The sequence below is a fragment of the Amycolatopsis sp. genome, from assembly GCF_035546795.1.
GTDB lineage: Bacteria > Actinomycetota > Actinomycetes > Mycobacteriales > Pseudonocardiaceae > Amycolatopsis_E.
Genome location: NZ_DASZWC010000059.1, coordinates 25,576 through 38,111, shown reverse-complemented (window position 1 = coordinate 38,111; position 12,536 = coordinate 25,576). Strand labels below are relative to the sequence as shown.

Here is a 12,536-nt window from a genome sequence, read left to right as displayed (position 1 = left end):
ACGTCTGGAGGAACGCCATGAGGATGCGGCCGCAAGCCGCCGCCCGCGGGCTCGCGTTCTTCACCACGAGCAGCGCCGGCCACCAGGGGATTGCCATGAACGTGACCTGCATCTGAGCCTGCCGCGAGGGCGCACTCGCGGCCACTGTCAGCCGAAGCGTGCCACGAAGCGGCGCTGCCCCCACGTCTCGACGGCATGGGGCGAGTAGCGTTCGCGCACGTACGCCACGGCCTCCTTGCTCGGCACCCCGTCCAGCACGGCAAGGCACGCAAGCGCCGTTCCCGTGCGCCCGCGCCCGCCCTTGCACGCGACCTCGACGCGCTCCGCCGCCGCGCGCGACCACGCCTCTCGCAACGCTTCCCCCGCGTCGCCGCGGTCGGCAGGCAACCGGAAATCCGGCCAGCGCAGCCACCGGCTTTCCCACTCCACCACCGGTGGCTCCTGGCCGAGCAGGTACAGCGCGAACTCCGGCCGCGGCCCGTCGGGCAGCGGCCGAGCCAGCCCGCGCCCGCGGACCAGCCGCCCGGACGGCAGGCGCAGTACGCCCGGCGCGTCCGGTGGCCATCCGCTCACTCCTGCAGCCCTTCCCAGCCCCAATGCGGCATCGGCAACTCGCGCGGGACGGCCCCCGGCTCCTCCGGATACCGCAGCACCTCGGCGACCGCCCATTCCATGTACGCCCGCAGCGCGGCCCGGAATTCCTTGTCCTCAGGCAGTTTCACGTCATCGGCCGCACCGGCGAAACAGTCCGCGAAGCGGCGGCCGAGATCGCTCATGTCGCCGTTTCCCGCGTGCATGACCAGCACCCCCGTCTGGTCCCCGCAGTCCCGGCTGTACTCCGGCGGGCCGCCGAACACCTCGGCCCAGTACGCCGCCAGCCGCTCCACGTGCCGCGGGTGCTGGCCCGGATGCGAGAACGGGTGGTTCAGCTCGGGGTCGGCGACGCAGCGGGCATGGTGCGCGCGGGCCAGCGCCAGGAAGGCGGGCGCACCCCCGGCGAACTCGTACAGCGTCGGACGCATACGCAGAGCCTGGCACAAGCACCCGGCGCGCGCCAGCACGTTCCGGCGTCCACAATGGATTTTCCTGGTACCGGCAACGTTCCTCGGAGCGCTGGAACCGCCGGCTGCCGCGGAGCGCGCTTCCAGTCGTCGATGCGCTTGATGATCAGCAGGACCAGCACCGCGGCGGCGAGCTTGCCCACCGACGCGACCGCCAGGAGAGAGGCGCTGTCGCGAAGCCTGTCCATCGTGAGGTCGTCACCGCTCAGCAGCGCGCTGATCACGATGTGCCACGGGAAGAAGAAGTTGACGATCGGGCAGAACCAGCCGCCGATCACCGAGCCGCGGCCGTGCCGGTGCTGCGCGGGCGAAAGCGCCCCGGCGCTGGTCCGCGCGCGGTAGAGCCACGGCAGGAATGCCGGCGCGGCGATCAGAGTGAGCACCGTCCGCAGCCGGCCGCACACGTTGGTGATGCTGTCGGCGTTCTCCGGGTCCGGCATGGTGGCCGAGCCGTCGATGTAGTCGTTGACCAGCCGGCCAGGTCGGGAGCAGGTCGGCGACCGCGACGCCGGATCGGGGGAGAAATCGTGCGTTCGTGATCTTTTGTTTCACCCGCACGCCATTTCGTCATGTCACGACAGTTCCGGAGCCGGCACTGTCCACAGTGGAGTCTCCCGTGCCGGCGACGCTGCGCAATCCCGGTGACACCGAGTGCGCATACCACCACTGTCCGCAGGCGACGGTTGTGCACAACCGGACAACTGCTTGTGCACCTTCGCCCGCGGAAGCACAAGTCCCGCCGCGGAAGCGGCGGAAATTGCCTCCTACGGCGGTATCCGCTGGTTCTTCCGGCGCAACGGCCGATGGTCTTCCGATGACGCGGCGATGACCTCCTGTTGCACCAATATTGAGTGCAATATTGCGCCGGGCCAGAGCAGCGGGCACGATGACGAGCACGCTCAGCACTCGTGCAGTTATGAGGCGGTGACCGATGACCCGCGCAGCGCAGAAGACCAGTCCGGTCCCCCCTGTGTCGGCCGCGCACCTCGCCGAGCTGGTCGGCCCGTCATGGCGCAGCGGCGACCGGCGGCGGGTGGCCGCCGACCTCGCGTCGGCGCTGACCGACGTGATCAGATTGCGGTTGCCCAGCGGCACCACGCTGCCCCCGTTGCGGAACCTCGCGGTCACCCTGCGCTGCAACCGCAAGGCCGTGGCCAGCGCGATGCACCAGCTGGCCGAGGAGGGCATCGTGGTGACCCGTGCCCGCGGCCGCACCCGGGTCGTCTGAGCACGAGTCCTTTGTGGACGTTCGCCCCGGCTGGAACTCGAACGACGTGCGTTTCGAAAACGGTGGGATCGGCCACCGCGGACGGATAGGCTGACAGCGATCGAAAGGCGTGTTCGTTTGTTGTCCTATTCCACCGTGGTCGCCCGGTTGCGCGTCGCGGGCTGTGTTTTCGCCGAGGACGAGGCCCGGCTGCTCGTCGACGCCGCGCGTTCCCCGGATGAGCTGGAGCGGCTGGTCACCGAGCGGGCCGAAGGCCTGCCGCTGGAGCACGTCCTGGGCTGGGCGGAGTTCCGCGGGCTGCGGATGGTCGTCGCCCCAGGGGTTTTCGTGCCCCGTCGCCGTACGGGTCTGCTCGTCGCGGAAGCTGTGGCAGCGGCGAAGCCCGGCGCGGTGATCGTCGACCTGTGCTGCGGTTCCGGTGCGATCGGCGCCGCGATCGCGACCGAACTCGGGGCAGTCGAGCTGCACGCGGCCGACATCGAGCCGGCCGCCGTCCGTTGCGCCCGCCGCAACGTCGAACCGCTCGGCGGGCAGGTGCACGAAGGCGATCTGTACGAAGCGCTGCCCGAGCGCCTGCGTGGCCGGGTGGACGTGCTTGCGGTGAACGCGCCGTATGTGCCGACCGGCGCCATCGAGACGATGCCGCCGGAGGCGCGGCTCCACGAGCCGCGGGTCGCGCTCGACGGCGGCTCCGACGGGCTGGACATCCAGCGCCGGGTGATCACCGGCGCGCCGTGGTGGCTGGCGCCGGGCGGCCGGCTGCTCATCGAGACCAGCCGTGCCCAGGCACCGCACACCGCGGCCGCTTTCGAACGGTCCGGGCTTACCGCGCGGGTGGCGAGTTCGGCGGAGCTGGACGGCACGGTCGTGATCGGCACCGCCCGGGGTCACCAGGCGCGGCCCACCGTGTAGGCGCTGGTCCAGATGTTCTGCAGGCGCACCACATCGCCGGACGAGGGCGCGGCCCACATCCGGTTGCCACCGGCGAAGATCCCGGCGTGGTAAACGCGGCCGCCACTGGAGAAGAAGATGAGGTCGCCGGGTTTCTTGTCACGTTGGGAAACCGGGCGGACGGCCGCCCGCTGGGCCGAGGCCGTGCGCGGCAGGCTGATGCCCACCTGCCGGTGCGCGTAGGCGGTGAGCCCGGAGCAGTCGAAACTCCCCGGGCCGGCGCCGCCGCCGGCGTACGGCTTACCCGCCTGCGCGGCGGCGGCCTGCACGACCCGGTCGCCGCGGCTGAGCTGAACGGCGCCGGCCGGCGCGGAAAACCCGGTGAGCACCAGGGCGAAAGCGAGAGAAATACACAACCGGCCGCGATGTCGCGTGAGCACGGAATTTCCTTTCACGAAGGTCATGAAAACTCGCGCCCGAATTCCCCCGACCCCGATCACGAAACAATCACAGCGTCGATTTGTGATCCATCGCACAGTAAGTCCGGTGGACCCTGACATCCGTGTCACCCCTTAGCGTTACCGGGGTCGCCAACCATTCGTGAGGAGTCCACCATGGCCGGAGTCGTGATCATCGGTGCAGGCCCGGGGATCGGCCGCGCGGTCGCGCTGCGGTTCGCCCGCGAGGGCAGGCCGCTCGCGCTGATCTCGCGCAGCGCGGGCTCGGAATCCCTTGTGCCCGAGGAGTTTTCCGCGCATTCCTACGTGGCCGACTGCACCGACGAAGACGCCCTGCGCGCCGCGCTGGACGCGGCCGTCGAAGACCTGGGCCTGCCCGAAGTCATCGTCTACAACGCCGCCCTCATCCGGCCGGACGCGCCCGGCGAACTGTCGATGCGCGACCAGCTCGACGCGTGGGCGGTGAACGTGCTCGGCGCACTCACCGCCGCCGCGCACCTGCTGCCCGGAATGACACAGGGCTCGTTCCTCATCACCGGCGGAATGCCGGAACCGAAACCGGAGTACGTGAGCCTCTCCCTCGGCAAGGCCGGGGTGCGCACCCTGGTGGAACTGCTTTCCCTGCGATATCCGGGAATTCACGTGGCCTCGGTGACCATCGACGGTCCGGTGGCGCCGGGCACCGATTTCGATCCCGGCCTCATCGCCGAGCACTTCTGGACCCTGCACGCCCAGCCGCGCGGCGAGTGGGCCCGTGAGATCGTCCACCGTGGCGCCAGGACGTGACAAGGATTTCACTCTGCGGCAGCGGGGGTGGGCGGCTGTGTTTGAATCGGCTGACGCCTGCGTGAGGAAACCGATGTCACAATCTGTCAACGCCGAAGCCCCTGCCACGGGACTGCTGCCTGTGCTCGACGTGCTCGACCTCGAGCCGATCGAGCTGGACATCTTCCGCAGCCGGCTCTCCGGGGAGCCAGGGCACCGGCTCTTCGGCGGCGAGGTGTGCGCACAGGCGCTGGTCGCCGCGGAGCGGACCGTGCCGCCGGAAACCGCGCCGCACTCGCTGCACGCCTACTTCCTGCGCCCCGGCGACACCGGCGCGCGCGTGGTGTTCCGGGTGGACCGGCTGCAGGAGGGCCGCAACTTCCGGCGCCGCCGGGTGACCGCGATCCAGCACGGTGAGCCGATCCTTTGCCTGGAGTCGTCGTTCACCACCGACCGCTCCGGCACCGACTACCAGGTGCCCGCGCCCGAGGCCCCGGATCCGGCCGACTGCACCCCGTTCGACTGGCGCTTCCCGAACCGCTGGGTGGTCGACCCGCACGACGCGTTCGACATCCGCCCCGCGACGCTCGACCCCGACGAGCGTGTCCGCGCGCTCGGCGACCTCTGGTTCGCGCCGCAGCACGGGGAGAACGACGGCCGCGTGAGCAACGCCGCGATCCTGACGTACTTCAGCGACCTGACCTTCGTCTCGTCGCTGCTGCGGCGGGTCGAGCGCACCGACGTCGCCGGGATGACCTCGCTGGACCACGTGCTGTGGTTCCACAACGAGGTCCGCCTCGACGACTGGCTGTACTACGCGAAGAGCAGCCCGGCGGTCGGTCACCTGCGCGGGCTCGCCGAGGGCCGGATCTTCCACCGCGACGGCACCCTGATCGCGACCGTGGCGCAGGAGGGGCTCATCCACGGGCAGAAGTAGCGGCGGAGGGAATGAATCGGCCCGCCAAACGTTTTGCGTGGAAGAAGTTGAGCGTGAAACTACTAGGAGGCTCCCGATGCCCGCCGTCACCGCCGACACCCTGACCCTGCCCCGCGTGGAAACCCCCGCCGCCCCGCAGCGCCCCGTCCGCACGGTCACCACCGCGCCGACCGGCTACGAAGGCGAGGGCTTCCCCGTCCGGCGCGCGTTCGCCGGCATCGCCTCCTCGGTGCTGGACCCGTTCATCCACATGGACCAGATGGGCGAGGTCGAATACGCGCCCGGCGAACCCAAGGGCACCCCGTGGCATCCACACCGCGGCTTCGAAACGGTGACCTACATGCTCGACGGCGTCTTCGAGCACGCCGATTCCCAGGGCGGCGGCGGGGTGATCACCAACGGAGACACCCAGTGGATGACCGCCGGCTCCGGCATCCTGCACATCGAGAAGCCGCCGGAGGAGCTGGTGGTTTCCGGCGGGCTGTTCCACGGCGTGCAGCTGTGGGTGAACCTGCCGAAGGCGAGCAAGTTCACGCCGCCGCGCTACCAGGACATCCGCGCCACGCAAGCGACTCTGCTCTCCTCCGCCGACGGTGGCGCGTTGCTGCGCGTGATCGCCGGTGACGTCGCGGGGCACGGCGGCCCTGGCGCGACCTACACCCCGATCACGTTGGTGCACGCCACGATCAGCCCGGGCGCGCAGCTGCGGGTGCCGTGGCGCGAGGACTTCAACGCGCTCGGTTATGTATTGGCAGGCCAGGGCACCGTGGGTACCGGCGCGCGGCCGATCCACAAGGGCCAGCTCGCGGTCTTCGGCGACGGCGGCGCGCTCACCTTCGCCGCGGACAGCAGCCAGCCGGTCGCGGAGCCGAACCTGGAAGTGTTGCTGCTGGGCGGAAAACCCATCCGCGAACCGGTGGTGCAGTACGGCCCGTTCGTGATGAACACGCGTGCGGAGGTCGTGCAGGCCTTCGAGGACTTCCAGGCCGGCCGCTTCGGCGTGATCCCCGCCGGACGGCTGCCGCACACGGACTGATCACCGGAAGGCACGCCGGCGCGGTGGCGGCCAGTGCTCATCCAGGACGACCTGCGCCTCGGCGACGATTTCCTTGTCCTCACGCCGGATCACCTGGAGCCGCCACAGCCCTCCCCTGCCGCCCCGCCGGTCGTGCCACCTGCGAAGCACGGCTTCGAGGTCTTCGCGGGAGAAGCCGTCGTGCCAGGAGCCTTGCCAGATCCAGGAATCCCCGAGCTTCGTGGCCACTTCCCAGTAGTACGGCGGGACTGCTTCCATCTCTCTAGTCGAACACGTGTTCGAACATCTGGCAAGCGTCCGAACCGGTCACCCGGCACGACCTTGCCCGGCCTCAGTCCACCACCAGCAGGCCGTTCTCGACCGCCAGGCGCACGGCGATCGAGACGGCCTGCTCCGTGCTGATCTTCGCGCCGCCCAGCGTGCTCAGCCCGCGCGCCGCCCGCAGGTCCGACGAGCGCAGATCGCAGTCCACCGCGCGGCGCGCCTGGAACTCGGCGCCGGTGAAATCGCAGCCCGAGAACACGACGTTCGACAGGTCACCCAGCAGTACGGCGTCCCGGAACGAGCACTCGTGGAACACGGCCACGTGCTTGACCCGGTCGATCTCGATCGTGGCGTAGTCGAACCGGCAGCCCTCGGCGAGCAGATCCGTGGCCTGCTTGAGCACCAGCCGCAGCCCGATGCCCCGGCTCGCCTTCACGTGCACCCGCCGCGCCGTGGTCCGGGCCAGGTTCGCGTTGGACAGATCCACGTTGTCCAGCATGACATCCGAGAGCTCCAGCGGCGCGCGCGTGTCCTCGGCGAGGCTCACCCCGGTCAGCACCGCTTTCGAAAGCTCCTCCTCGAAATCCCCGTCGCCCGGTACCAGCTCCCCGGCCGGCGGCAGCTGGACCTTCCGGCCCGCGAACTCACGGAATTCCATCTGACGAAGCTACCGTGCGCCTGATCCTGCGCCCCGGCCGTTTCCCCAGCAGAATCGGGACCGGACCGATCAGCCGAGGAGGCCCCCGATGGCGCGACCCACCGTCGCCGAGCAGTTCGTGCAGGTTCTCGTCCAGGCGGGCGTGTCCCGGATCTACGGGGTGGTCGGCGACAGCCTCAACCCGGTGGTGGACGCGATCCGGCGCACCGAGGGCATCGAATGGGTGCACGTGCGCAACGAAGAGGCGGGCGCGTTCGCCGCGGCGGCCGAGGCCGGACTGACCGGGAAGCTCGCGGTCTGCGCGGGCAGCTGCGGCCCCGGCAACACCCACCTCGTACAGGGCCTCTACGACGCGAACCGGTCCGGTGTGCCGGTGCTGGCGCTGGCCTCGCACATCCCGTCGGGCCAGATCGGCACCGGGTTCTTCCAGGAAACCCATCCCGAGCGGCTGTTCGTGGACTGCAGCGGCTACTGCGAGCAGATCAGCCGGCCCGGCCAGATGCCGCGCATGCTGCGCATCGCGATCCAGCACGCGCTGACCCGCGGCGAGGTTTCGGTGCTGGTGCTGCCCGGCGATGTCGCACAGCTGGAAGCCACGGCGCCGACGGGCACGAGCGCGTTCGTCACCGAACGGGCCACCCTGGTGCCGCCGCGCAAGCAGGTCGAAGAACTCGCGCAGGTCATCAACTCCGCTCGCCGCGTCACACTCTTCTGCGGCGCCGGGGTCCGCGGCGCGCACGCGGAAGTCATGGAACTGGCCGGGAAAGTGCACTCCCCGGTCGGGCATTCCTTGCGTGGCAAGGAATGGATCCAGTTCGACAACGCATACGACGTCGGGATGAGCGGCCTGCTCGGCTACGGCGCGTGCTACAAGGCGATGCACGACGCCGACCTGCTTCTGTTGCTGGGCACGGATTTCCCGTACGACAGCTTCCTGCCACAAGCGCACACGGTGCAGATCGACCACGACGCGACGAAACTCGGCCGCCGCACCCCGCTGGACCTGGCCGTACACGGCGATGTACGCGAGACCCTGCGCGCGGTGCTGCCGCTGCTGGCACAGAAGCAGGACAGGGGTTTCCTCGACGACATGCTGCGCGAGCACTACCGCTCGCTGGAAACCGTGGTCGACGCGTACACCCGCAGGGTGGAAAAGCACGTGCCGATCCACCCCGAGTACGTCGCCGACCTGCTCGACGACCTCGCCGCCCACGACGCGGTGTTCACCGTGGACACCGGGATGTGCAACGTGTGGGCCGCCCGCTACCTCACCCCGAACGGGCGGCGCCGGGTGATCGGGTCCTTCCTGCACGGCAGCATGGCCAACGCGCTGCCGCACGCGATCGGCGCGCAGCTGGCGTATCCCGGCCGCCAGGTGATCTCCCTGTCCGGGGACGGCGGGCTGGGCATGCTGATGGGTGAGCTGCTCACCGTCCGGCTGCACGATCTGCCGGTGAAGATCGTGGTGTTCAACAACTCCTCGCTGGGCATGGTCAAACTGGAGATGCTCGTCGACGGCCTGCCCGACTTCGAGACCGACCACGCGCACGTGGACTTCGCCGCCATCGCGCGCGGCGCCGGGCTGCACGCCGTCCGCGTGACCGAACCGGGCAAGGTCCGCCAGGCGCTCGCCGAGGCGCTGGCCCAGCCCGGCCCGGCGCTGGTGGACGTGGTCACCGACCCGAACGCGCTGTCCATCCCGCCGCACATCACCACCGAGCAGATGCGCGGGTTCGCGCTCGCGGCGAGCAAGGTGGTGCTCACCGGCGGGGTCGGCAAGATGATCGACCTGGCGCGCTCGAACCTACGCAACATCCCCCGCCCGTGAGGCCGCCCGCACGAGCCACGTCGCCTGCGCGACGGCCTTCTCGACCGGCCCGGTGGGCTGGGCGAGGTGGCTCAGCGTGAGCCGCACGACCATCTCGACCAGCGTGCCCAGCGTGGCGGCCGGCAGGCCGGGGTAGAGCGCGCGGGCCTCGTGCGTGATCGCTTCGATCCCGCGCTCCAGCACCGGTTCCGGGTCGGCGGTCAGCAACGGCAGCAGGTCCTGGCCGCCGCCGTGCGCGGCCGAAAGCACAGCCTTGAGCAACGGGTCCTCAGCCGCAGTGCGAAGCACGTACTCGACCGCGGCGCCGATACCCGCCTGGGCGTCCGCGCCGTGCGCGCGCAGCCTTTCGATGGCGCCGGCGAGGAACCTGCCCACGTGCCTGTCGACGATGGCCCGCGCCAGCACGTCCCTGGCGCCGATCTCCTTGTAGACCATCTGCCTGCTGATCCCCGCGCGGCGGGCCAGCTGGGACATCGTGACCTTGTTCCAGCCGTCGTCGCAGATCAGCTCGACACCGGCATCGAGAATCCGCGTACGCAGGGTGGGCACGGCGCCAGACTAGCCGAACCGTTCGGTGCGTATCTTGTGCGTATCGTGGCCGAGTGCGACGAGGATGTCCGCCACCGTTTCCACGAAACCCGTCGGCCCGCAGACGAAACAGTCCGGGCCGAAGTCCGCGGGCCAGCCATGGGTGTGTACGTCGGCCACCCCGAGCCGGCGCGGCGGGCGGGGCCAGTTCTCAGGCGCCTCGCGAGTGTACACATAGGACACTTCCACCCCGCTGAGCGCGGCGTCGCGCAGCTCGTCGGCGTAGTAGCTCTCCGCCGGCGAGCGCACCGAATACAGCAGGCGGAACGGCGCGCGGGAACCGGCGGCCCGCCGGGCCCGGATCATCGCCATCAACGGCACGATCCCGGAACCGCCCGCGACCAGCAGCACCGGGGCCGCGCTCGCCGGGCGCCAGACGAACCAGCCGCCGATCGGTCCGCGCAGCTCCACCGGGTTCCCGAGCGCGAAAACCTCGGTGAGATAAGGGGAAACCTCGCCGTCTTCGATGCGCTGCACGGTCAGCTCGAGCCGTTCACCGTCGCCCGCCGACGCGAGCGAGTAGCTGCGCTGGGCGGTGTAGCCGTCTTCGGCGGTCAGCCGGACGTCCACGTGCTGCCCCGCCAGATGCCCGGGCCAGCCGGGCACGTCGAGCACGAGGGTGCGCGCCGTCGGGGTCTCGTCGCGGATCGCGGCCAGCCGGGCCACCCGCCAGCTCAGTCGCCCTGGTATCGCTGTTCCCGCCACGGGTCCCCATAGTCGTGATAGCCGGAGGCTTCCCAGAAACCGGGCTCGTTCTCGACGGTCAGCTCCAGGTTGTGCACCCATTTCGCCGACTTCCAGAAGTACAGGTGCGGCACCAGCAGCCGGGCCGGGCCGCCGTGCTCGGGTGCCAGGCGGTCGCCGTCGAACTCGTAGGCGATCCAGGCCTGGCCGTCGAGCAGGTCGGCCAGCGGCAGGTTCGTGGTGTAGCCGTCGTAGGAGTGTGCCAGCACGAAATCCGCGGTGGTCTCGACGTCCGCCATCAGCGTGTCCACCGAAACCCCGCGCCAGTTCGTGCCGAACTTGGACCATTTGGTGACGCAGTGGATGTCCACCGTCGGCGTTTCGCTGGGCAGCGCCAGGAACTCCGCCCGGTTCCACTCGTGCACCACACCGGTTTCCGTGGTGATCGTGAACTCCCACGTCTCGGTGGACAGCCGGGGCGTGGGCCCGGCGGAGAGCACGGGGAAGTCGTCCGTGCGGTACTGCCCGGGCGGCAGCTTGACGTCACCGCCGCGGCGGCGGCCGTGAAAGCCCGGGGACACGATGCCCATGCGGACAGTCTTACCCGGCGCCGCCCGGAAAACCGCGCCCCGGGGGCCCGTTATGGCAGAGAACACCGGAAAGGGGTGACGGTCAGCGGTTCAGCGGTCGCCGTCCGTGCGGCGCGGGAGGTTCCAGGGGTTGCCTTCCTGCAGCGCCGGGGGCAGGAGCGCGTCCGGGAAACCCTGCCACGCCACGGGGCGCAGGAACCGTTCGATCGCCGCCGTGCCCACCGACGTGGTGGTCGGCGCGGTCGTCGCCGGGTACGGGCCGCCGTGCTGCTGCGCCCAGCTGACGGTTACGCCCGTCGGCCAGTCGTTCCACAGCAGCCGGCCCGCCAGCGCGGTGAGCGCGGGCAGCAGCGGCCGCACCTCGTCGATGTCGGACTCCTCCGCCTGCACCGTCGCGGTCAGCCCCGGCTCCAGCTGCTTGAGCACGTCGAGCAGCTCTTCCTGGCTGGAGTAGGTGACCACGATCGACGCCGGGCCGAAGCATTCCGAGCGCAGCACTTCGTCGGCCTTGAGGAAATCGGCCGCCCGCACGGAAAGCAGGGTCGGGGTGAACTGCTCGGCGGTGGCCTCCCCCGCCGCGAGCACGGTGACCTCGGGCTGCTCGCGCAGCTTCGCCACGCTCTTGCCGAAACCGGCGGAGATGCGCTCGTTGAGCAACGTCTGCCCGGCCACCCCGCCGGCGGCCTCGCGCAGCGTGTCCTCCAGGCCGTGTCCCTCCGGCAGGAACAGCAGGCCCGGTTTGGTGCAGAACTGCCCGCCGCCCAGCGTGAACGAGCCCACGTAGCCCTTCGCGACCTCCGCGCCGCGCGCCTTGACCGCGCCGGGCGTGACGACGACCGGGTTCACGCTGCCGAGTTCGCCGTAGAACGGGATCGGCGTCGGCCGGGCGACCGCGATGTCGAACAGGGCACGCCCGCCGGGCACGGAACCGGTGAACGCGGCGGCGGCGATCCGCGGGTCCTTCAGCGCGGTGACCCCGGCCTCGACGCCGAAGATCACCGCGAAGATCCCCTCCGGCGCGCCGGCTTCGATCAGCGCGGTGCGCAGGATTTCGCCGGTGCGGGCGGAAAGTTCCGGGTGGCCGGGGTGTGCCTTGAGTACCACCTGGCAGCCGGCCGCGAGCGCGGACGCGGTGTCCCCGCCCGCCACGCTGAACGCGAACGGGAAGTTGCCGGCCGCGAACACCAGCGTCGGCCCGATCGGCACGGCGGCGCGGCGGATGTCCGGGCGCGGCCCCATCGGCCAGTCCGCGTCGGCGTGGTCCACGGTCGCGCCGAGGAACGCGCCGTCGGTGAGCACCTCGCCGAACAGCCGTAGCTGGAACGTGGTCCGCGCGAGCTCGCCCTTGAGCCGGGGCGCCTCGGGCAGATGGGTTTCCTTCGCGGCCAGCGGGAGCAGCTCCGAACTTGCCGCGTCGAGCGCGTCGGCCGCTGCGCCCAGCCATTCCGCGCGCTGCGCCGGCGTCGACTCCGCGAGCTTCGGCGCGGCTCCGGCCGCCGCCGCGAGTACGCGGTCCAGTTCGGTCGTGTCGGTATCCATCATTTCCTT

Annotated in this window: 16 protein-coding genes; 6 read left to right on the top strand and 10 right to left on the bottom strand. The window is 70.5% G+C overall.

Annotated elements, in window-relative coordinates; all coding sequences use genetic code 11:
* Positions 1–147: 147 nt before the first annotated feature.
* From VHD82_RS30735 to VHD82_RS30725, 3 genes are read right to left on the bottom strand one after another with little or no spacing between them, the layout of a single operon-like run.
* Positions 148–573 carry a protein-tyrosine phosphatase family protein gene (locus tag VHD82_RS30735; RefSeq protein WP_325712004.1) on the bottom strand — a complete coding sequence of 142 codons (426 nt, stop codon included), beginning with the start codon at positions 571–573 and terminating at the stop codon, positions 148–150.
* Complete coding sequence (locus VHD82_RS30730) at positions 570–1,022, bottom strand: group II truncated hemoglobin (RefSeq protein ID WP_325712002.1); 453 nt, start codon at positions 1,020–1,022, stop codon at positions 570–572. The genes VHD82_RS30735 and VHD82_RS30730 overlap by 4 nt, the downstream gene beginning before the upstream one ends.
* The gene (locus tag VHD82_RS30725; protein ID WP_325712000.1) at positions 926–1,501 is read right to left on the bottom strand and encodes a DUF4328 domain-containing protein; all 576 of its coding nucleotides are present in this window, start codon (positions 1,499–1,501) and stop codon (positions 926–928) included. Before VHD82_RS30725 ends, VHD82_RS30730 begins: the two co-directional genes overlap by 97 nt.
* 491 nt (positions 1,502–1,992) lie before the next feature.
* Here VHD82_RS30725 and VHD82_RS30720 point away from each other — a divergent pair, with 491 nt between their 5' ends.
* Together VHD82_RS30720 and VHD82_RS30715 are read left to right on the top strand one after the other, a co-directional pair.
* Entirely contained in the window at positions 1,993–2,289 is a 297-nt protein-coding gene (locus VHD82_RS30720) for a GntR family transcriptional regulator (protein WP_325711998.1), read from the top strand.
* Between the two features lie 120 nt (positions 2,290–2,409).
* Positions 2,410–3,201, top strand: coding sequence for a putative protein N(5)-glutamine methyltransferase (locus VHD82_RS30715; RefSeq protein WP_325711996.1), 792 nt, complete (start codon positions 2,410–2,412; stop codon positions 3,199–3,201).
* On the opposite strand, the gene VHD82_RS30710 is transcribed toward VHD82_RS30715, so the two are convergent.
* Positions 3,177–3,620, bottom strand: a complete 444-nt coding sequence (locus tag VHD82_RS30710; RefSeq protein ID WP_325711994.1) for a C40 family peptidase — start codon at positions 3,618–3,620, stop codon at positions 3,177–3,179. The genes VHD82_RS30715 and VHD82_RS30710 overlap by 25 nt on opposite strands.
* A gap of 174 nt (positions 3,621–3,794) precedes the next feature.
* Here VHD82_RS30710 and VHD82_RS30705 point away from each other — a divergent pair, with 174 nt between their 5' ends.
* From VHD82_RS30705 to VHD82_RS30695, 3 genes are all read left to right on the top strand, one after another.
* Positions 3,795–4,424 carry an SDR family NAD(P)-dependent oxidoreductase gene (locus VHD82_RS30705; RefSeq protein ID WP_325711992.1) on the top strand — a complete coding sequence of 210 codons (630 nt, stop codon included), beginning with the start codon at positions 3,795–3,797 and terminating at the stop codon, positions 4,422–4,424.
* Positions 4,425–4,497: 73 nt separating this feature from the next.
* On the top strand, positions 4,498–5,340 hold the full coding sequence (locus VHD82_RS30700; protein ID WP_325711990.1) for an acyl-CoA thioesterase: 843 nt from the start codon (positions 4,498–4,500) through the stop codon (positions 5,338–5,340).
* A 76-nt stretch (positions 5,341–5,416) separates the two neighbouring features.
* Complete coding sequence (locus VHD82_RS30695) at positions 5,417–6,376, top strand: pirin family protein (protein ID WP_325711988.1); 960 nt, start codon at positions 5,417–5,419, stop codon at positions 6,374–6,376.
* Here the strand turns inward: VHD82_RS30695 and VHD82_RS30690 are convergent, their stop codons facing one another.
* Complete coding sequence (locus VHD82_RS30690) at positions 6,377–6,634, bottom strand: hypothetical protein (protein WP_325711986.1); 258 nt, start codon at positions 6,632–6,634, stop codon at positions 6,377–6,379.
* 73 nt (positions 6,635–6,707) lie between these two features.
* Positions 6,708–7,298: a pentapeptide repeat-containing protein gene (locus VHD82_RS30685; RefSeq protein WP_325711984.1), complete on the bottom strand. Its 591-nt coding sequence runs from the start codon at positions 7,296–7,298 to the stop codon at positions 6,708–6,710.
* A gap of 88 nt (positions 7,299–7,386) precedes the next feature.
* Here VHD82_RS30685 and VHD82_RS30680 point away from each other — a divergent pair, with 88 nt between their 5' ends.
* Positions 7,387–9,126 carry a pyruvate dehydrogenase gene (locus VHD82_RS30680; protein ID WP_325711982.1) on the top strand — a complete coding sequence of 580 codons (1,740 nt, stop codon included), beginning with the start codon at positions 7,387–7,389 and terminating at the stop codon, positions 9,124–9,126.
* Here VHD82_RS30680 and VHD82_RS30675 read toward each other — a convergent pair.
* From VHD82_RS30675 to VHD82_RS30660, 4 genes are all read right to left on the bottom strand, one after another.
* Entirely contained in the window at positions 9,103–9,675 is a 573-nt protein-coding gene (locus VHD82_RS30675; RefSeq protein WP_325711979.1) for a TetR family transcriptional regulator, read from the bottom strand. The genes VHD82_RS30680 and VHD82_RS30675 overlap by 24 nt on opposite strands.
* A 9-nt stretch (positions 9,676–9,684) precedes the next feature.
* Positions 9,685–10,419 carry a ferredoxin reductase gene (locus VHD82_RS30670; protein ID WP_325711978.1) on the bottom strand — a complete coding sequence of 245 codons (735 nt, stop codon included), beginning with the start codon at positions 10,417–10,419 and terminating at the stop codon, positions 9,685–9,687.
* Positions 10,389–10,988 (bottom strand): sulfite oxidase-like oxidoreductase, encoded by a 600-nt coding sequence (locus tag VHD82_RS30665; protein ID WP_325711977.1) that lies wholly within the window; start codon positions 10,986–10,988, stop codon positions 10,389–10,391. Before VHD82_RS30665 ends, VHD82_RS30670 begins: the two co-directional genes overlap by 31 nt.
* Positions 10,989–11,078: 90 nt before the next feature.
* Positions 11,079–12,527, bottom strand: coding sequence for an aldehyde dehydrogenase (NADP(+)) (locus VHD82_RS30660; RefSeq protein WP_414637597.1), 1,449 nt, complete (start codon positions 12,525–12,527; stop codon positions 11,079–11,081).
* Between the last annotated feature and the right edge of the window lie 9 nt (positions 12,528–12,536).

Coding starts and splice junctions, on each gene's coding strand:
- VHD82_RS30730 (WP_325712002.1), bottom strand. CDS start 1,022: ATGCGTCCGACGCTGTACGAGTTCGCCGGGGGTGCGCCCGCCTTCCTG.
- VHD82_RS30720 (WP_325711998.1), top strand. CDS start 1,993: ATGACCCGCGCAGCGCAGAAGACCAGTCCGGTCCCCCCTGTGTCGGCC.
- VHD82_RS30705 (WP_325711992.1), top strand. CDS start 3,795: ATGGCCGGAGTCGTGATCATCGGTGCAGGCCCGGGGATCGGCCGCGCG.
- VHD82_RS30690 (WP_325711986.1), bottom strand. CDS start 6,634: ATGGAAGCAGTCCCGCCGTACTACTGGGAAGTGGCCACGAAGCTCGGG.
- VHD82_RS30665 (WP_325711977.1), bottom strand. CDS start 10,988: ATGGGCATCGTGTCCCCGGGCTTTCACGGCCGCCGCCGCGGCGGTGAC.
- VHD82_RS30700 (WP_325711990.1), top strand. CDS start 4,498: ATGTCACAATCTGTCAACGCCGAAGCCCCTGCCACGGGACTGCTGCCT.
- VHD82_RS30685 (WP_325711984.1), bottom strand. CDS start 7,298: ATGGAATTCCGTGAGTTCGCGGGCCGGAAGGTCCAGCTGCCGCCGGCC.
- VHD82_RS30660 (WP_414637597.1), bottom strand. CDS start 12,527: ATGGATACCGACACGACCGAACTGGACCGCGTACTCGCGGCGGCGGCC.
- VHD82_RS30725 (WP_325712000.1), bottom strand. CDS start 1,501: ATGCCGGACCCGGAGAACGCCGACAGCATCACCAACGTGTGCGGCCGG.
- VHD82_RS30695 (WP_325711988.1), top strand. CDS start 5,417: ATGCCCGCCGTCACCGCCGACACCCTGACCCTGCCCCGCGTGGAAACC.
- VHD82_RS30680 (WP_325711982.1), top strand. CDS start 7,387: ATGGCGCGACCCACCGTCGCCGAGCAGTTCGTGCAGGTTCTCGTCCAG.